We start from the raw sequence: 19,286 nt of genomic DNA, 5'->3' as shown, positions 1-19,286 counted from the left end.
CGGCGCTTCGGAATCGGTCGCTTCCGCTACTCGTGACGAATGAACTACGGGCCCTTGCGCGGCTCCAGGATCTCCGACACGCGGTCGGCGACGTCGTTCCAATGCGCGCGCTCGACGGGCGTCTTCGCTGTGGTCGCCGACGCGCGCGCATCGCGCTGGATCTCGCGAAGCTGTGCTCGCGCCAAAGCCGGCAGGTCACTGAGCGGGACGTTTGGCGCGGTGACGAACGGAAGCACTCGCGGCGGCGCCGCCGGAGGGCCGCCAGCACCTGGAGCCGACGTCGGCGGGGGCGGCGGATTCACGAGCACCGCCAAGCGCGCGAGATAGACGCGCTGAAGCTGGCGGCGACCCGCGTCGGGCGACGGCGCGCTCCACACGACGCGTTTGAGATCACTCAAGTATTCCGCGAGCGGATAGGAACGCGCCGCGTCGTACTCCTCCGCTTCGGCCATGCGCGCAAGTCGCTGGGCGCTCAGGAGCGACGTGATGAATGCCGCTTGACGCGTCGCCAATGTGGTGTTGGGACCGATCCGCGAGAGAATGTCCTTCGGCGCCAGCCAGTCTTGCGTGGCGATCGCGTTCTCGGCGAGAAACGCCAGCGCAGCTTTCTGTTTCTCCTTCGGCACGACCGTGAAGACGGCGCCCGCGATGTCGGCCGTCTTGAGATCGACGTTCACGCCGCCGATCACGGTCGCGACGTGACCCATCATCCCGGCCCAGCGATTCACCGTCTCCGTGTACAACTCCTCGAGGTCGTCGTAGTCGTTGCCGGGCGTGGTCGTCCAGGCGACGAGTTGCGGAAGCACCTTCTTGTAGTTCTTCACTCCATATGCCGTGGCTTTTACCGGATCGTCGCCGAGGTCTTCGGTCTGGTTGCGCGGGTCGGCGCTGCCGAAGCCTTGCGACACGTAGCGGTACGGGTACGGGCCGCTCTGCTTCGTGATCCAATCGTTGAGGATCGGCTTCTCGTCGTTCGAGGTCTTCACCGGGATCACGCGATAGCCCCAATTGATCGCGAAGTCGTCGAAGGGGCCGAGCCGTCGGATGAAGTCTTTCGGTGTGAGCCCGTCTCCGGGTTGCGCTACGTAGTTCTGTCGCGCGTAATCCATGATCGTCGCGCTCACGCCGTATTTGCTCGTGAAGCTCGGGCTGCGAAGCGAATCGACCGGGAAGCTCGCCGACGCCATCATGTTGTGCTGGAGTCCGAGGGCGTGGCCGATCTCGTGCGTGATCACCTGTCGCATCGTCTCGCCCATCAGCTCTTCCGGAATCTCGAGCGACCGCGCCATCGGGTTGGCGGCACCCGTCTCCATGATCAGCCAGTTGCGATACGACCGCATGTGGTTGTGGTACCAGGTGATCTCCGAGTTGAGAATTTCACCCGAACGAGGGTCGTGCGTGTGCGGGCCCACGGCGTTCCGGACGAGCGACGCGGCCCAGCGGACCATCGAGTACCGCGCGTCGTCGGGATCGAAATCGGGATCCTCTTCCTTATTTGGCGCGTCCCGGGCGATGATCGCGTTCTTGAAGCCGGCCTTCTCGAAGACCTTCTGCCAGTTCTCGACGCCTTCCTTCACGTACCGCTTCCATTTGGTCGGAGTAGCCGGGTCGATGTAGTAGACGATCGGCTTGACGGGCTCCACGAGCTCACCGCGGGCGTAGGCCGCCGGATCCTTCGGCTCGAGCCGCCACCGCGTGATGAACTCCTCCGACGCCGCCTTCTGTTCGTCGAGGCCGTAGTTGACGCGGTCGACCGTGAAGAAGCCGACGCGCGGATCGAATTTGCGCGGACGCATCGGCACCTTCGGCAGGAGCACGAACGATTCGCGCGTCTCCATCGTCACGGTGCTGCCATTGACGTCGGCCGGCGGAGTCGCGGCGTCGAACGTTTGCACCTGGCGCACTTCGATGTTGATCGGAAAGCCGCGCACGCTCGAGATGTAGCTCCGCGCCGCATCGTAGCGGCGCACTCCGAACTGGCGCCGGGCGGCAGCGCCCATGCCCGAGGTCGCCGGATTGTCGGCGGCGAAGAAGTCGGTGACGTCCACGACGTACGCGTTGCTGTCGCGGGCGAACGCCGCGATCGGGAAGGCGCCGATGATCGGCCCGTAATTGTTCTCGGCGACGCTCCTGGCGATCGGCAGCGACTCGTCGGCGACGGCCGTCGGCGTGACCACCTGCAGGATCACGCGGTCGTTGGCGCGGTGCCAGCGAACCATGCGTTCGTTCACGGAGCTTCCGGCGCTCTGGAATCCGCCCGAGCCGGCCGGCACGCCCGACACACGAGTCACCATCAAGTAGTCGCGCCCCATCAACGAGTCGGGAACCTCGAAGTAGTAGCGGTCGTCGACGCGATGCACCGTGATGGCGCCGCGTTCCGAATGCGCTCGGGCGGTGATCACCTGGGCGTACGGCCGCGGACCGCGACGCGCGCCCGCCGGCGGCGCGTTCGAGTCGGGTCGCGCTGCAGCGGGGGGGTTCTGTTGTTGCGGCGGCTGCGTGGGCGGATTGCCCTGCGCCCTCGCGATGGCGGGAGTCAGGGTGCAGGCAAGAATGATCAGCGAGGCGCGGGTGGCGGACATGGGACTCTCGCAGGTGGTGGGGGCCCGGCTAATGTGCGAGTCATTCGCACCGTACGCGAGTCGAGGCGCCGTCGAGAGTCTATTCCCGGTCTCCCGCGTCGCCAGGTTGTCGCCGCCAGGGCCGGTCCATGTTTTATGATGTGATATGGTGTTCCCCAGGCCGACGTGGGTCGGCGCAATTGTCCTCACATTCGTGCTCGCCGCCGGCGCGTCGTCGTGCAGCATCCTGACGTTCGACTGCGGCGGACCGACGTCGCGCGAAACGCTCTCCGAAGCCACCGTGCGTGACCTCGGCGACACCGTCTCTCTCGATCCGATCGCCGCAGTGTATGAGGAGCGCGATCACGACGGATCGTACGTGCATCAACTGCAGATCGGCATCGAGGCGACGGATGCCGCGCACTTCGACACGATTCCGTCGGCGCTGCGCCCGCACGTCACGGGAGCGCGAATCGAGTCGGCATCAGGCGCCGTGATGTACCGCGTCACGATGACCGACAATACGTCGCAACGCTACGGGCCGCCCGTGCTGGCGATGATCGCCGTGAACGACGTCGATCAACGGGTCTTCGACGGCATCCGTCTTTCGTTGCTGGGGAACGAGGTGTTCGCGGCGATCGAGACCGACGGCACCGTGCGGTTCCCACGGGCCCCGCTTCACATGCAGTACTCGCACGACTGGGTAAAACAGCACTGCCAGTAGACCCGTAGGACTGCGGCGAGTGATTTAACCCATTCATTACATTCGTCCGGCCAAGAATGTCTTGCGCGGCTCGGACCGTCGCCGGATCGTGAGGCCATGAGGCGACTCCTTTTGGCGTGCTGCGCGGCCGCCGCGTGCACCTCGCGCGGTCCCGTCGAACGCTACGGATTCATCACCCGGCTCGGCAACGACACGATCTCCGTCGAAAACGTGGCGCGCCGCGGCGACGAACTAACCATCGACGACGTGGACCGATTCCCACGCGTGCGCCGGCGGCACGCCGTCGTCACGCTCTCTCCCGACGGCGGCATCCGCCGGCTCGTCATGGAGATCACCACGCCAAGCGAGCCGTCGACGCAGCGTGCGCGCCACGTCATCGTCGACGTGACGGGCGACTCGGTGATCATGACGAAGCGCGATTCAGCGGCGTACACGCGGTGGGCATTCGCGCATGGAGGGGAGCCGGTCGTCGCACACGTGCCGCAGATGTACAGCATGTACGAGCGCTACTTCGACGCGGCGCTGGCGCGGCCCTCGGCATCGGCGACGCCGGCGGCCGATACGGTACGGTTGCGGCAAGTCTACCTCGACCGTGAGTTCGACCGCTTCCCGCTGGGGCACGCCACCGTGCGGCGCTTGCCGGGGAACAAGGGCGAGGTGTGGCACGACTGGCTCTCGGGCGTCGGCCAGGCGACGCTCGATTCGAGTCGTCGGCTGCTCGCGTACTCGGGCGCGCGGACCACGTACAAGGTTGATGTAACGAGGGTCAGCGAATCGCCGGACGTCGCTCAGATCGAAGCGCGATTCGCGGCGCTCGAATCGAAGAACGGCGGCGCAAAACAACTGAGCGTTCGCGATACAGCGCACGCGACCATCGGCGGCACGACGTTCGCCGTCGACTATGGACGTCCGTTGGCGCGCGGAAGAAAACTGCTCGGTGACGTCATCCCGTTCGACTACGTGTGGCGCACCGGCGCCAACGCGGCGACGCAGTTCACAACGTCGGCGCCGATCACGCTTGCCGGACTCGTCGTTCCAGCGGGAACGTACACGCTGTGGACTGTTCCGCGCGCGAACGGCGCGGCGGAGCTGATCGTCAACAAACAGAACGGCCAATGGGGCACGGAGTACGATGGGAAGCGCGACCTCGGCGTGGCGCACTTGCAGACGGAGGCGACAACGGCACCGGTCGAGCAGTTCACCATCGGCATACTCGGGCTCGACGCAAAACGCGGCACCCTTTCTATAGAATGGGGGCCGTTCCGGTGGACCGCGCCCATCGTCGTCGTGCGCAAAGCCCCGACGTAGTCGCGAGCTCGTCGCCTTCCCGCTCGGTCTCCTCATAGATTCGGGCATGACCGAGAGCGGCGAGTGAGCGTGCGGGTCGTCCACAAATTCGGCGGAACCAGCCTCGCCGACGCGGCGTGCTTCCGACGCGTGGCGGATATCGTCGCCGAGCGACCGGAGAGCCACCGCGCCGTCGTCGTCTCGGCGATGAGTGGCGTCACCAACGCGCTGATTCGCGCCGTGGAACTGGCCGGGGTGGGAGATACCGCCGGCTACACACGCGCTCTCGCCGAACTGCGCGACAAGCACCGCCGTGCTCTCCTGGAGCTCGTGCCCGCGCATTCTGCCGCTGACATCGATTTCGCCATTGAGCGCGACCTCGCCGATATCGCCGACCTGCTGCGGGCCACGACGCTCCTCCGCCGGTCGTCGCGAGAGACGTTGGACCTCGTCGCTGGGTATGGCGAGATCTGGTCCGCGCAGGTGCTTCACGCGTTGCTTGCTGCGAAAGGAGCGCCGAGCGCGTGGATCAACGCACGCGACGTGCTCGTCGCCGAGTGGCGCGACGCGAACGTCGAGATCGACTGGTCTGCGTCGCGCGGGCGGCTCGACGAGCGGCTCGCCGGCGACCTGCCGCCGACGCTCATCATCACGGGGTTCGTCGCTTCCACTCACGACGGCGTCGCCACGACCCTCGGCCGCAACGGCAGCGATTTCAGCGCCTCCGTCTTCGCGGCGCTGCTGGATGCGAGTGAGATCCACATCTGGACCGACGTCGACGGCGTGATGAGCGCGAACCCGCGGCTCGTACCCGAGGCGCTGACGCTCGACGACATGTCGTACGACGAGGCGATGGAGCTCGCCTACTTCGGCGCGAAGGTCATCCATCCGAGCACGATGGCGCCTGCCGTTCAGCGCGGCCTGCCGATCTACATCCGCAACACCTTCAATCCGGCGCTGCGCGGCACGCGAATCCACGCGGGCCCGTCGTCCGGATTCCCCGTGAAGGGATTGGCGACCGTCGAGTCGGTTTCGCTGCTCAACCTCGAGGGCACCGGCATGATCGGCGTACCGGGAACCGCCCAGCGATTGTTCGGCGCGCTGCGGGAGGCGGGCATCTCGGTCATCATGATCTCGCAGGGGAGCTCGGAGCACTCGATCTGCTTCGCCGTTCCGTCGGCGGTCGCCGGCGACGCGCGGTCGGCGGTCGAGCGCGCGTTCTTCGCCGAGCGGCATCACGGGCAGATACAACGAGTGGACGTCGCGTCGGAGTGCAGCATTCTCGCAGCGGTCGGCGACGGAATGGCGGGCACTCCCGGCATCGCGGCCAAATTCCTGAGCGCGCTCGGCAAAGCGCGGGTCAATATTCGGGCGATCGCGCAGGGATCATCCGAGCGAAACATCTCGGTCGTGGTCGACGCGCCGGACACCACGCGCGCGCTGCGAGCCGCGCACTCCGGACTGTACCTCTCTGATCAGACACTGTCGGTCGGGATTGTCGGCATAGGAAACGTCGGCTCGGAGCTCATGCGGCAGCTTGCCGCGGAGTCGGCGCGGCTCAAGCAAACGTTCGACATCGATCTGCGAGTGCGCGCGGTGTCGACGTCGACGCGCATGTTGCTCAGCGACCGGCCGATCGATCTGACGGCGACCGATCGCGGCGCGATCGCGGACCGCGGTGAACCGCTCGACCTCGACCGTCTCATCGCTCACGTACATGCCGACTACCTGCCGCACGCCGCGATCATCGATTGCACGGCGAGCGACGCGGTGGCGCGTCAATACGAGTCCTGGTTGGCGCGTGGAATTCACGTCGTGACGCCGAACAAGCGCGCCAACAGCGCCGGCATGGACTATTACCGCAGGCTGCGCGAGGCGAACCGGGTCGTCGGAGCGCACTATCTCTACGAAACGACCGTCGGCGCCGCGCTTCCGATCATTCAGACGTTGCGGGATCTCATTCAGACCGGCGACGAGATCATCGAGATCGAAGGGATTCTGTCGGGGACGCTGTCGTATCTCTTCAACAGCCTCGACGGACGGCGCTCTTTCTCCGAGCTCGTCACACACGCGCGCGAGTTGGGATACACCGAGCCTGATCCGCGTGACGACCTCGCCGGGACGGACGTCGCGCGAAAGGTCGTCATCCTGGCGCGAGAGATGGGCCTGTCGATCGAACTCGGCGACGTCGCCGTGAAGAGTCTCGTGCCCGAAGCGTTGAAGGGTGGGACCGTCGCTCAGTTCCTGGACGCGCTCCCGACGCACGACGAAGAAATGGAGGCGGCACGCCAGTCGGCGGCGGCAGCCGGCAAGGTTCTGCGATTCGTCGGCCGCGTCACGCGCGACGGCGAGGCGAGCGTCGAGCTCTGCCCGTACCCCGCGTCGCATCCGTTCGCCCGTGTCCAGCTCACCGACAACATCGTGCTCTTCCGAACCGGCCGGTACCGTGAGAATCCGCTCGTCGTACAGGGACCGGGCGCCGGTCGTGAAGTGACGGCGGCCGGTGTGTTCGCCGATCTCCTCCGTTTGGCGTCGTATCTGGGTGCGGTTCTGTAAGGCCAGGGTGGACAGGTGGGCGGGTAGACGGGTGGACGGCTAAAGGCAGACGCCGGGCGGGTCGCTGTCCACCGGTCCACCTGTCCACCCGAGGGTCCTTGCCCCAACCTTGCCATTGTCACCTCTGGACCTGCGGGAGCTGCGAAATGAACCGAGTCCTACTACTGCGAGTTGTCACCGGCCTCGTCGCCACGAGCGCGCTCGGCGGATGCTACTACTATAGATCGAGCTCGTCCTACTCGAGCTCGGCCTACTCCGACACGATGCTCACGTGGGACGAGTGGCCGCGCTGGGGTCAGATGTGGCGCGAATGGCGAGACGATTATGCCGGCCGCGAGCCGCCACCGACGCCCATCGAAGTAATCCCGGACTCGCCGGGCGATCGCTACGTGTGGGTCGGCGGTCGCTGGCGTTGGCACGACGACGATTTCGAGTGGGTCAAAGGCAGCTGGGAGAAGCTGCCTCGTGCGAGCAGCGGGTGGGTTGCCGGCCGTTGGGACCACGACCTCCATGGTTGGTACTACATCAGGGGGCATTGGCAATAACACGTCGCGCTCCTGAGGCAGTACACTCAGGCATGACTGTGCCGGTTCGATGAGCGAGTTCTATCAGGAAGCACCGCGCCTCGCGAACCGGTACGATGCGGACGGATTCCTGCGCTCGTATCTGCGGTGGCGCCTCCCCGACGACATACGCGCCGAAATCGAACCGGGCCTCCACCGACTCGGCGAACGCGCCGCGACTGAGATCGCCGCGCTCGGCGACGCCGCGGAAGCACAGCCTCCGCGGCACGTGCCGTACGATCCGTGGGGCCGGCGAGTCGACGACATCGTCGTCTCCGACGCGTGGCGCGCGCTCGATCGGATCTCGGCCGAGGAGGGCATCGTCGCGGCGGCGTATGAGCGACGACACGGCGCACTGTCGCGCGTGCATCAGATGGCGTTGCTCTATCTCTTTCACGCGCCCTCGGCGACGTACAGCTGTCCGCTCGCGATGGGCGACGGCGCGGCGCGGTTTCTCGAGGTGCACGGCGCCGGCGACCGGTACGCGCGCGAACTCCTCGAGCATCTGACGACGCGCGATCCCGCGCGCTTCTGGACGTCGGGACAATGGATGACCGAGCGGACCGGCGGGTCGGACGTGTCGCTCACGTCGACCATCGCTCGCTGGGACGACGCGGAGCGCACGCATCGGCTGTGGGGAACGAAGTGGTTCACATCGGCGACGACGTCGCAACTCGCGTTGGCGCTCGCTCGCATCGAAGGCGCCGACGGCAAGCTGGCGCCGGGCGGGCGCGGCTTGAGCGTTTTCGCAATCGAGCTGCGCGACTCGTCGGGCGCGCTCCGCAGCATTCGCGTCAACCGGCTCAAGGACAAACTCGGCACGCGCGCGCTTCCGACCGCGGAGCTTACGCTCGACGGAACGCCGGCGGTGCTCGTGGGTGGCGAATCGGACGGCGTGCGGAAGATTGCGACGCTGTTCAACGTGACGCGCGTGTACAACGCCGTCGCCGCGGTGTCCGGCATGCGGCACATTCTTTCGCTCGCTCAGAGTTATGCCACCGTTCGTTCGGCGTTCGGCAAGCGGCTGCTCGAGCATCCGCTGCACTTCGAAACCCTCGTCGAGCTCGAGACACGCGTGCGCGCGTCGTTCATGCTCGCCTTCGCCGCGGTCGAGCTCATGGGAAAGGACGAATGTGGTGAAGCGACCGGCGACGAGAAGGCGCGGCTTCGCTTACTGACGCCGATCGCGAAGGCGTATGCCTGCAAGCAAGCGGTGGCCGTCGCCAGCGAAGCGATCGAGGCCTTCGGCGGAGCAGGGTACATCGAGGACACCGGACTACCGCGCCTGCTGCGAGACGCGCAGGTGCTTCCTATTTGGGAGGGGACGACGAACGTGCTCGCTCTCGACGTGTGGCGCGCGATCGAGCGTACCGGCGCGTTCGAGCCGTGGCTCGACGATGTTCGCCGGCGACTCGGCGCGGTGGCGTCAGACGAGTTGCGGTCGGCGGTGGGCCGAGCGAGAGAAGCAACCGACCGGATCGCGCGCTATGTCGCGGACGCGCGAGGTACCGCTCGACGTGAAGCGGGTGCGCGGCGATTGGCGTTCGCCATCGCACGAGTGACCGCGGCCGTTGGTCTGATCGAGTACGCCGCCTGGTGGCGGACGCAGAACGTCCGCGACACCGAAGCGGCACAGGCCATTCAGTTCGCCGAGCGGTGGACGGCGCGCGACCTCACGTCTGGTCTCGATCTAAACGGCGAGTCGCGTTGACCGGCTGACTCGATGGCCGTCGCGCGCCAACGTTCGCGTTGTGACGTGGCGCACCTCGAGTTGGGAACGCACATTGGATGAGAATGCCAAACTCCGGGAGCGGCCCCGGCGAGTGGCAGGCGGATTGCCAATCTGTACCGGCAACCTTCAGCTCTCGTGCGACTATCAACGACCGACATGCCGAAACGGCCTTCAAACAGGACACTTGAACATTACCACCAGCCGACGGTCTTCAGCGCCGGTCCTTTCGAAGCCACCGACGCCTGGCTCGCCGCGATCATCGAGTCGTCGGACGATGCGATCATCGGAAAGACGCTCGACAGCGTCGTGAGGAGCTGGAACGGCGGCGCGGCGCGCATCTTTGGATATACCGCCGCCGAGATGCTTGGCGAGTCGATCCTTCGACTCTTTCCGCCGGAGCTGGAGCACGAGGAGAACGAGATCGTCGGCCGCCTCTCCCGCGGGGAGCGAGTCGATCATTACGAGACCGTTCGCCTTCGCAAAGACCAATCGATCGTGGAGGTTTCGCTCAGCGTCTCGCCGATCCGGGACAAGAGCGGGTTGATCGTCGGCGCGGCCAAGATCGCGCGTGACATCACGGAGGCGAAGAGGCTGCAACGCGCTGAGCGGCTGCTCAACGACCAGCTGCAAGAGCTCGCGGGAGAGCTCGAGCAGCAAGTCGAGGAGGGCCAGGCGCTCGCCGAGGAGCTCGAGCTGACCAACGACCAGTTGATGACGGCGCTTCATGCAGCGGAAGCGGCCCATCGGCTCGCTCACGACGCGAACGCGGCCAAGGGCGCCTTTCTCGCCACGATGAGCCACGAGCTGCGTACACCGCTCAACGCCATTACGGGCTACGTGGACTTGCTCGACCTCGGACTCCACGGCTCGCTCGAGCCGGGGCAGCGCGAGGCGTTGAGTCGAATCAAGCGCAGCGCGAACACGCTCCTTCGGCTCATCGACGACGTGCTGAACTTCGCGAAGCTCGAAGCTGGACACGTCGACCTCCGATATGAAGCGGTGCGACTCGACGATTTCGCGGCGACGTTGGGCTCGTTCATCGCGCCGCGCGTCGCGCTGAAACAGCTGAACTACCGATTGACCACGCCCGGTCCGGACGTCGTCGTGAACATGGATCGGGCCAAGACCGAGCAGATCATGCTCAACTTGTTGTCAAACGCAGTGAAGTTCACCGACAAGGGAGGCATCGAGCTCGTCTGCACCGTCGACGATCATTTCATTCAGCTCAAGGTTCAAGACACCGGGCAGGGGATTCGAACGGAGCTGTTGTCGGCCATCTTCGAACCGTTCACACAAGGCGATGCCTCGCTGAGTCGCGCGGTCGAAGGCACCGGGCTCGGTCTCTCCATCAGCCGTCAGCTAGCGCGGGCGATGGGCGGCGAAATCCACGTGGAAAGCTGCATCGGCGAAGGCTCGACGTTCACGGTCCTTCTGCCTCGACTCGGGCCGCTCGACGCCTGATCAAGTAATCCGGATGCCTCGGCTCTCGAAGTATTCGGCCAGCTTCGTTCCAGCACCCGACTCGGCGGCCATCGCCACGTATCCGTCTGGGCGCACGAGGTACGTTGCGTCGCGCGCCAACCCAACGCGTTCAGCAGCCGGTGACCAGGAAAACGTGCTCAACGTGAGACCGAGTCGCCGGCAGGCATCGGTCACTTGGCCGTCGGCGTCGCCGTAGACGTGAACTTGCCAGTCAAGCGACTGGAGCGAAGCAAAGTTGTCGGCGCCATGCGCATCGAGCTCCACCCATGGCAAACGATCGCCACCGTGGACCGCGCCCGCTCGGCCGACGCTGATCGCGCTCGTCCGATAATCGATCGCGATCTGTGATATGGTCCGAAACAGCCATCGCCGAAACGGCGCAACTCTGAATAGGGAGCCGACGACACCAGGAAACACGCGCGTCCTGACCACTGCCGCCACACGGCCGGGTTTCGTGGCGATCGTGAACGCGCGGTCCGTGGTCGCGACGAGCCGTCGAGCAAACGCCATCCGTTCGACGCCATATGTATCGAGCAAATCGGGGCGTGATCCGCGCAAGACGGACGCCAGCTTCCACGACAGGTTGACCGCGTCGCCGATGCCGGTGTTCATCCCTTGCGCACCGACCGGACTATGGATGTGCGCCGCGTCGCCGAGCAGGAACGCTCGGCCTTTGCGAAACGCGCTCGCGACGCGATGGTGCACGTGATACGTCGAGAACCAGTGCACTTGTCGGACGTCGAGACCGAGCTGGTCGATCGGACGACGGCTCACGTCGTCGAACGAGAGCGTTCGATCTTTGGGAATCGCGTCGCCTTCGACCGTTCCCACGAGGCGAACGTGGCTCTCGCCTTTCATCGCGAATACCGCCAACAAGTCGGATTCGCCAAGGTCGACGTGCAGTTCGCCGTTCACCGCGGGCCCACTCGCGTCGACGTCCGCCACGTAGAAGACGCGCTCGTAGCTCCCGCCGGCGAAGCCAATGCCCGTTGCGGACCGCACGGTGGAATGTGCCCCGTCGCAGCCGGCGACGTACGACGCGAGGCACGAATCCATCGTGCCGTCGGAACACTCGAGCGTCGCGAGCAATCCGTCGTCGCGGTCATCGAGCGCCACGAGTCGCGTCCCCCGTTCGACCGTTGTCCCGCGTGATTCGAGCTGCTCGATCAACAGGCGCTCATGTTGGTCTTGCGCGAAATCGAGCACGAATGGATACGGCGTGAGATCCGATCCGAGATCACTCAGCGTCAGATGCGCCGTCTTTCTGCGATTGACCCACAGGTTGATCGCGCTCATGACGACGCCGCCGCTCACGACGTCGTCGGCGAATCCCAGCTGCCGGTCGAACTCGAGGGTGCGCGCGTGTACACCGAGCGCGCGCGAGAAGGGCGCCGCTGAAGGCAGCGAGTCGACGATGCGGAACGGCGTGCCGAGTTTCTGAAGCCAGAGGGCCAGCGTGAGGCCCGTTGCCCCGGCACCGACGATCAGAACCTCCGTCTCGCTGGTAAAACGGACCTTCGCGCTCTCCTTTGCCATGGCCGCCTCCAGCGTCGCGCTTGGAGGGTGCAAGCAACGGACCGGTTGGCCACCGTGACTCGGACAGTCAAGCGCCGCGTCGCGGGGGCAAACGGCTGACAGCCTGGTGCATGCCAGGCGCCGCTCACGCGAGTCGACTCACCCGCCGTTCACGGTCAGGCCGATCGAGCGAGCCACGCGCCGCCGACCAGGCCCAAGGTCACCAGGAGCGAGAACACCACCGGCGCAGTGAAGAAAAACTTCCACGTGATGAAGCTCGTCGCCGCGAACGCGATCGCAAACGCCCACAGCAACGGCTGCATCCGGCGGACCACGTCTCCAGGCAGCCTTCCGACTTGCCAGGCAAGCGCCGCGGCGAGCAACAAGAGCACGGAGCAGAAGTATCCGAAGCCGAGATAGAATCCCCAGTAGGTGCGTCCCGGAGTACCCTGGGCCGTAAACCTGATGCGCTGCAGTTCGGCGATCGGCGCGGTAACGCCCCAGGCAGAGTCCACTCGACTAAAGCCGAGCGTGTGCCCGATGGCGTACAGCACCAGGAGCACGGCAGCGATCCGGTAGATCAATGAGATAGGCATGAAGGTCGGATCCGATCTTTGAGGTTATAGGTAACCAATTGGTTACGACACTCTATTCATGCCGTATTGCCTAGTCAATAGCGGACTTTCATGGTGGCGGAAGAAAAGCGTGAGCAATATGTTACCTATCATGGGCCGCATAGCCGCAAGCACGGACGTGTTCAGAGCCGTCGCCGATCCGACGCGACGCGCGATCCTCGACCGGCTCCGAGGAGGACGGGTTCCCGTGAACGCGCTCGCCGCCGAGTTCGAGCAAAGTCGCCCCGCCATCTCGAAGCATCTCAAGGTCCTCCGCGACGCCCGATTGGTCACCGAATCGCGAATCGGGCGTGAACGCCTGTATCAACTCGACCCGTTGCCGCTCCAGCGCGTCGCTGGATGGATCGAGGGATATCGAGCGTTTTGGCTGACCAGTCTCGATAACCTCAAGCAGCGGCTGGAGGGCGAGCGGCGATGACGGCACCGACGTTGTCCTCCGCACGTGCGGTCGCTGATCTGACACGCGGCATCATTTTGGCGGCGGTCGAAATCGCGGCCTCTCCCGAGCGTGTCTTTCAAGCCGTCGCGTCCGAGGAAATCGCCAGTTGGTGGGGATCGCCGGAGACCTATCGCGTGACGCGCTGGACCGGCGACGTGCGCCCCGGCGGTTGGTGGCGGAGCGAGGGTGTCGGTGCAGATGGAACGACGTTCGCTGTCGGCGGAGAGATCCTCGACGTCGTGCCGCCGTCGTTGTTCGTGCACACGTGGCGATACGAGCACCGGCCGAGCGACGTGACGACCGTGCGATTTCAGATCGAGCCGATCCCGGGCGGCTCGCGCGTCACGGTTCGACAGGAGGGATTCACCAATCGCACCGACTGCGACAGTCATAGCCGCGGTTGGGAGCGTGTTCTCGGTTGGCTGCGTACGCATTTGAGTGCCTAGCTTGTTGAACGGTCTCGACGATGCGCTTGAACGCACGAAGGGGATCGCGAACGACCCTCCTCGCCCGCATGCGCCCAAGGTGCCATAGCTAGAGACACCGCGTTGGCGCGTCGATTCGGGCGTCATGTCCGACGACCGAACCTCCGCCCACCCCGAGATCCTCGACCGATGGCTCGCGCGCGCCGCCATCGCGGTCGTCGTCGCGCTGCAGTTCTCGCTGATCAACGATTTTGGCTACGGGTCGCGAAGGCTCGCGCCGATCGCCGAGCTCATCCTTTTGATTCCGATCACCGCGATCGGGCTTCGGGCAGAACGGGTCGCGCGGTACGCACATGACCAAGATCAGTGGGCCTCGGCCAGCGCGTATCGCGGTGTCGCCTTCGCACTTGGCGTGACCCTGTTCATCGTCGTCAGTCTCGCCAACTCACGCTCGCTCCTTCTGCTCATCGAAGCGTTGCTCGCGGGAAAGACGCACAACGGACGCACGCTGTTGTTGGACGCGCTGAACATCTGGGCGACCAACGTCGTCGTGTTTTCTCTATGGTATTGGGGACTCGATCGAGGCGGCCCGTGGATCGACACCCGCGACCACCGGGGGCCATCGGAGTTCATCTTTCCGTACATGACGCTGCCGGCGGAAATCGTCGCCGAGGTACGGCCCGGGTACGTCGACTATCTGTTCCTTTCCTTCAACACGTCGACGGCGTTCTCACCGACCGACACGCTGCCGCTGACGGCGCGGATGAAGCTGTTGATGATGCTCGAGGCGGTCGTTTCGCTTCTGACGCTGGCCCTGGTGGCCGCGCGGGCGGTGAATATCCTCGCGTGAGCAACGCCGCCATTGCAATTAAAGGGTCGGCATTGTGATAGCGCGCATGACGGCGGCCGTCACGCCGTACTTTTCCCGTCCTGTGGGGTCGGTCGGTGGCACCGCGCTTTCGCGCGACCGACTCCAATCATGCGTTGCCGCCGAGTTTTTCCCGCGCCGCGCGCGTTAGAGCATCCTCCTGCTGGGTGACCCGCGCCGCGCTTTCGCGGTTAGGTGGTCAGGAGGCCTTGATGAAGGAATTCCGCGCTTCGTTCGTCGTCTTGTGCCTTTCGCTCTGCGCCTGCGCGGGCGAAATGTCTGTCACGGTTCCGCCGGCGGATGATCTTCGAATCGCCGTGACGCTCGCGGGGCGACGTCCGCAGGGTGACAGCCTCGTCATGACCGTGACCAATGTCTCCACGCATCCGGTCTTCTTCACCCGCTGCGGACCCGGACCGACGACGTTCGTCGAGCAGTTCGTCAATGGAACGTGGACGGGCGCCGTTCAAAACTTCCTGTGTGTACAGACGCCAGGCGAAAACGGTCCGGTCGAATTGGCCGCGGGGCAGTCCCTGTCAGTCAGTCGCGTCTTGTCGGAGGCGGGACACTACCGATTCGCCGTCGTTGGGGGCGATGAAGCCGACCTGAGTGACGGTCACGTGCTGACATCCAACGAATTCGACGTCCCCTGACTTGGATCCTGTCCGATGCTGAAACGTCCTTATTCTCTCGTCGCAGTCGTTGTCGCGCTCAGCGCGTGCTCAGCCGGAACGGATCCAGCGGTGACAGCACTCGACGGAGAGTGGTCCACCGGACACACGGTGATCGGCCTCGAGTTCGGGATCTCGCTGTCGTGGACCCGGAAGCTCGTCGTGGGCGGCGGATCCTACATTGTGTTTCCACCGTCCGCGCAATGCGGCTCGATTCAAGTGAGCGGTCAAGGGACCGTCGCTCTCGCCGCCACTCGGTCGTCGTCGAGCGACGTTCATGGGCACATGACGCTCGGCAACGCGGCGCCGCTGGAGTACGAGGGAACGCTCAGCAACACGGCGCAGCCCGGCTTCGAGCGAGTTGATGGATTCCTCATCGGCGCCGACGGCACCCAGTGCCCCTTGACGTTGTTCCACGCCGCCATTCCGTAACTCGTCGCGCCGATCGCCTTGGACTCCGCGTTCGTGCCGCGGCTATGAGCGAAGCGCCGAGTCCGAACGCGTCGCGCGCTCGAGCAGCGTGATCTTCTGCCAGATCTTTCCTGAGAGTCCAGTCGCCAGGGTTTCGATCTCGTTGACCGTGCTGAGCACGACCGGATCGCTGAGCGATTGAACGAACGACGCGGCGACTTTGCTCGTGAGCGACAGCATCTCACTGCAGTAGTCGAGGTATCGTCCCAGCTCTGGCGCGGTCATTAACCGCTCGGGCGACGACGTCGTGTCGGGCTGCGGCGACATGAGCCGCTCCGGATCCTTCGTGAGCTGGTGCATGTCGACGATGTGGACCACGCTGCGCAGTTGATGCAGTGACCGGAGCGCTTTTCTCCGTTTGAGTCGGGACTCGAGCGTGACGAGAAAAAAGATCGCCACGCCAAGGAAAACGATGTCGTTGATCGATGCGTCGAGCATCTGCACGAGCTCGGAGATGCTGTTCACTCTGCCGGACACACGAATGCTCACGGCGCCGAGCACGACGACGGCTACCATCCCCGCGATGACCGCGCCGACGGCGATGCGAATCGGCCAGTTCGGCTTTCGCACGTAGTCGACGCAATCGAAGGCCTCCTCCGACAGCGCGACCAGCTCGCCGCCGACCTTACCGAGGCCCGATTCCGGAAATCGCTCAGAAATCCGGTCGCGCAGCCGGCGGAGGGTCTGCGTGATCTGAGTCTGGTCGAGCTCTCGGTATCGCGACATCTCACGCATTGGCGGGAATGTAACGCTCTTCACATCTGAACGGCGCAGCTGACAACGGCGCGACTGGTGACGGCGATTCCCGAGTATTGGATCGTCGATCCCGAGCGGAAGACGGTCACGGCGGTCGCTCGGCACGAGTTGGATCGCACGGCTCGAGACCTCTTGTCATGGCGTTGGACCGGTGCGGACGAACCGCCGGAGATTCGGCTGGCCGACGTCTTCATCGATGCGGACTGACGGACGCCGCGCGAAGACCGACTCATTCACCGAGGCGGCGGATCTCGCGATATCGGAAGCAGTCCGTGAGATGATCGTTGACCATGCCGACCGCCTGCATGTGCGCGTAGATGATGGTCGTGCCGACGAAGCTGAACCCTCGCCGCTTGAGGTCGCCGCTGAATGCATCCGACTCGGCGGTCTTCGCCGGAACTCCGCGCATCGATGTTCGGCGGTTGTCCAGCGGGCGGCCGTCGACGAAGCGCCAGCAGTAGGCGTCGAAGGTGCCGAATTCCTTCTGAATGGCGAGAAATGCCTTGGCGTTCTTCACGGCCGACGCGATCTTCGACCGGTTTCGGACGATGCCGGGATCAGCGAGCAGCTTTGCGATCCGCGCCGCCGTGTAGCGCGCGACGCGTTCCGGATCGAAGTCGCTGAACGCGCGGCGGTAGCCAGACCGCTTCTTGAGGATGGTCGACCAACTGAGCCCCGCCTGCGCACCCTCGAGAACGAGAAACTCGAAGTGTGTCCGGTCGTCGTGCACCGGCACGCCCCATTCCCGGTCGTGGTACTCGCGCATCAACTCGTCGTCGGGATTGACCCACGAACATCGTTTCGGTTCAGTCGTCATTCTTGCCGGAGTACCATCGCCGGATCGACCCTCGTCGCGCGCCTTGCCGGCAACAGCATAGCGATCGAGACCGCGACTGCCAACGCCAACGCGGCCAGCACGAAGGCGATCGGGTCCACGATCTTCACCGGAAACTCCTGCGCCAAAACTCGGTCCGACGCGACCGCCATCGCCGCGGTGAACAGCGCACCGGTTACCAATCCACGCGTCACCGGGCGGGCGTTCGGCGAAACCATCGCTCGGTAGACATCCATCCGGCGCGCACCGAGTGCGAGACGAATGCCCATCTCCTTCGAGCGCCGCCGCGCCGCGAGGGCGACGACGCCGTAGACGCCGACGATCGCCAGAACCGCCGTGATCGCCGCCACCACGCCGACCGCTTGCCCGATGCGCTGAAACGTGTCGGTGAGGAGCCTGAGCTTTTCGTCCACGGTGATCGGCGCCACGACCGCGCCGGCAAAGCGCTCGCTCACGAGCGACGTGAGGCTCTTGATGACTCCGCTCCGGCTGTCTTCGACTCGCACGAACGGTTGATACAACCGTGCGTTTGGGCGCCACGGCGTGTAGAGCATCAGCGCCTGTGCCGCCTCGGCGATTTCGCTCGACGCGTCAGAGGCGATGCCGACGACCTCAAGCGAATGGCTCGCATCCACCGTGAGGCGCTTGCCGAGTGGATCGACGCCGCGCCACAGCTCTCGTGCAGCTTCGCGAGAGAGCACGACAGGGCACACCGGCGCCGCGCAGGCGGCATCCGTGACGCTGAAGGCGTGCCCGCGTTCGACGCGGACACCAAAGACGTCGAAGTAGTCGGGCGACACTTCGGCCCACGGCATTCGGCGGCGATTCTTCTCGGCCGTCGTCACCTCGAGCACACCGGTCCCTTCGTCGCCCGCCGGTGAGGCGGTGGCGAACGCGACACCGCGAACGCCCGGCACACTCGCCAACGCCCGGCCAAGGCCGTCATGAAAGCTTTGCCAGCCTCCCACCGGTTGCGGCGCGCGCAGAGTCGTCGCCAACACGTGTCGCGCGTCGAACCGCGGCGGTGAGTCGTTGATCCGCGCGGGCAACCGAGTGAGCGCGATCGTCGCGACGAGGAGCGCCGTCGCTCCGCCGATCTCCGCCGCCATGAGCGCGTTCCCGCGCTTCACTCGGCCGTGCGTCCGATCCGGAACGCGACGCAGTGTCGAGTTCAGGTCGAGCGAGAGCACGGCGCGGATTGGGGCGTTGGCCGCAACGAGCGCGGCCAACAGCGTCGTGATCATCAGGAACGCGAAGACGTGCCAGTCGGGCGACAGGGAAAAATTCACAGGCCGCTGGACGAGCCACTCCATCAGCACGCGCGGCAGCCTGAAAGTGAGCGCGGATGCGAACACGCCCGCGAGACTGGCGAGCAGCAGCGACTCGGTGCCGAGCATCGCCGCCAGCCGCGGAGCGCCGGCGCCGAGCGCCATGCGGAGCGCCATCTCGGTTCGGCGGGTGTGGGCGATGGCGAGGAGAATCGAGACGACGCTGGCGCACGCGACGAGCGCGAGACAGGCGAGCGCGACGAAGACCACCGCGACGGTGCCGCCAACGGCCATGCCGTTCCCGGGCTGCGAGATGATCGCGCCGTCCGTCGCGACTACGGCGGTGCGCCGGCCCGGCGTAAGCCGGTCCTGTTGTGCGGCGATCACGCGCGCTTCGACCGCGACGTCGCCGAGCGTCGCGCCGGCGGCGAGTCGGCCATCGAGAAACAGCGATATCGCGCTCGGAGAGGCCGGGTCGTCGGTCCCAAGATGGAGCCG

Annotated in this window: 18 protein-coding genes; 12 read left to right on the top strand and 6 right to left on the bottom strand. The window is 65.4% G+C overall.

Going from position 1 to position 19,286, the window contains the following annotated elements; translation table 11 throughout:
• Positions 1–44 precede the first annotated feature (44 nt).
• Complete coding sequence (locus tag VGQ44_07235; protein HEV8446595.1) at positions 45–2,582, bottom strand: zinc-dependent metalloprotease; 2,538 nt, start codon at positions 2,580–2,582, stop codon at positions 45–47.
• Positions 2,583–2,727: 145 nt separating this feature from the next.
• Here VGQ44_07235 and VGQ44_07230 point away from each other — a divergent pair, with 145 nt between their 5' ends.
• From VGQ44_07230 to VGQ44_07205, 6 genes are all read left to right on the top strand, one after another.
• Positions 2,728–3,285 (top strand): hypothetical protein, encoded by a 558-nt coding sequence (locus VGQ44_07230; GenBank protein HEV8446594.1) that lies wholly within the window; start codon positions 2,728–2,730, stop codon positions 3,283–3,285.
• A gap of 96 nt (positions 3,286–3,381) precedes the next feature.
• On the top strand, positions 3,382–4,593 hold the full coding sequence (locus VGQ44_07225; protein ID HEV8446593.1) for a DUF2911 domain-containing protein: 1,212 nt from the start codon (positions 3,382–3,384) through the stop codon (positions 4,591–4,593).
• Between the two features lie 63 nt (positions 4,594–4,656).
• The gene (gene thrA, locus VGQ44_07220; GenBank protein HEV8446592.1) at positions 4,657–7,128 is read left to right on the top strand and encodes a bifunctional aspartate kinase/homoserine dehydrogenase I; all 2,472 of its coding nucleotides are present in this window, start codon (positions 4,657–4,659) and stop codon (positions 7,126–7,128) included.
• A gap of 146 nt (positions 7,129–7,274) precedes the next feature.
• The gene (locus VGQ44_07215; GenBank protein HEV8446591.1) at positions 7,275–7,673 is read left to right on the top strand and encodes a hypothetical protein; all 399 of its coding nucleotides are present in this window, start codon (positions 7,275–7,277) and stop codon (positions 7,671–7,673) included.
• A gap of 49 nt (positions 7,674–7,722) precedes the next feature.
• Entirely contained in the window at positions 7,723–9,402 is a 1,680-nt protein-coding gene (locus VGQ44_07210) for an acyl-CoA dehydrogenase family protein (GenBank protein ID HEV8446590.1), read from the top strand.
• A gap of 177 nt (positions 9,403–9,579) precedes the next feature.
• Positions 9,580–10,884, top strand: coding sequence for an ATP-binding protein (locus VGQ44_07205; protein HEV8446589.1), 1,305 nt, complete (start codon positions 9,580–9,582; stop codon positions 10,882–10,884).
• Here VGQ44_07205 and VGQ44_07200 read toward each other — a convergent pair whose 3' ends face one another.
• A complete protein-coding gene (locus tag VGQ44_07200; GenBank protein HEV8446588.1) occupies positions 10,885–12,441 on the bottom strand; it encodes an FAD-dependent monooxygenase in 1,557 nt (518 codons plus the stop codon). It lies immediately after the preceding gene.
• Between the two features lie 155 nt (positions 12,442–12,596).
• Positions 12,597–13,016, bottom strand: coding sequence for a hypothetical protein (locus VGQ44_07195; protein ID HEV8446587.1), 420 nt, complete (start codon positions 13,014–13,016; stop codon positions 12,597–12,599).
• A gap of 130 nt (positions 13,017–13,146) precedes the next feature.
• Here VGQ44_07195 and VGQ44_07190 point away from each other — a divergent pair, with 130 nt between their 5' ends.
• The 5 genes from VGQ44_07190 (at position 13,147) to VGQ44_07170 (ending at position 15,890) form a co-directional block, all read left to right on the top strand.
• The gene (locus tag VGQ44_07190) at positions 13,147–13,473 is read left to right on the top strand and encodes a metalloregulator ArsR/SmtB family transcription factor (protein HEV8446586.1); all 327 of its coding nucleotides are present in this window, start codon (positions 13,147–13,149) and stop codon (positions 13,471–13,473) included.
• On the top strand, positions 13,470–13,940 hold the full coding sequence (locus VGQ44_07185; protein HEV8446585.1) for an SRPBCC domain-containing protein: 471 nt from the start codon (positions 13,470–13,472) through the stop codon (positions 13,938–13,940). The genes VGQ44_07190 and VGQ44_07185 overlap by 4 nt, the downstream gene beginning before the upstream one ends.
• 124 nt (positions 13,941–14,064) lie before the next feature.
• Entirely contained in the window at positions 14,065–14,769 is a 705-nt protein-coding gene (locus VGQ44_07180) for a hypothetical protein (GenBank protein ID HEV8446584.1), read from the top strand.
• 230 nt (positions 14,770–14,999) lie between these two features.
• On the top strand, positions 15,000–15,440 hold the full coding sequence (locus tag VGQ44_07175) for a hypothetical protein (GenBank protein ID HEV8446583.1): 441 nt from the start codon (positions 15,000–15,002) through the stop codon (positions 15,438–15,440).
• A gap of 90 nt (positions 15,441–15,530) precedes the next feature.
• Positions 15,531–15,890, top strand: a complete 360-nt coding sequence (locus tag VGQ44_07170) for a hypothetical protein (protein HEV8446582.1) — start codon at positions 15,531–15,533, stop codon at positions 15,888–15,890.
• A gap of 42 nt (positions 15,891–15,932) precedes the next feature.
• Here VGQ44_07170 and VGQ44_07165 read toward each other — a convergent pair whose 3' ends face one another.
• Complete coding sequence (locus VGQ44_07165) at positions 15,933–16,655, bottom strand: hypothetical protein (protein ID HEV8446581.1); 723 nt, start codon at positions 16,653–16,655, stop codon at positions 15,933–15,935.
• A gap of 66 nt (positions 16,656–16,721) precedes the next feature.
• Here VGQ44_07165 and VGQ44_07160 point away from each other — a divergent pair, with 66 nt between their 5' ends.
• On the top strand, positions 16,722–16,892 hold the full coding sequence (locus tag VGQ44_07160) for a hypothetical protein (protein ID HEV8446580.1): 171 nt from the start codon (positions 16,722–16,724) through the stop codon (positions 16,890–16,892).
• Between the two features lie 22 nt (positions 16,893–16,914).
• On the opposite strand, the gene VGQ44_07155 is transcribed toward VGQ44_07160, so the two are convergent.
• On the bottom strand, positions 16,915–17,502 hold the full coding sequence (locus tag VGQ44_07155; protein HEV8446579.1) for a DNA-3-methyladenine glycosylase I: 588 nt from the start codon (positions 17,500–17,502) through the stop codon (positions 16,915–16,917).
• The coding region (locus VGQ44_07150; protein ID HEV8446578.1) for an FtsX-like permease family protein at positions 17,499–19,286 on the bottom strand (1,788 nt) is incomplete at its 5' end. The genes VGQ44_07155 and VGQ44_07150, both read right to left, overlap by 4 nt.

This window comes from Gemmatimonadaceae bacterium, assembly GCA_036003045.1.
Taxonomy (GTDB): Bacteria; Gemmatimonadota; Gemmatimonadetes; order Gemmatimonadales; family Gemmatimonadaceae; genus JAQBQB01.
This window is presented reverse-complemented; position numbering and strand designations above follow the sequence as displayed.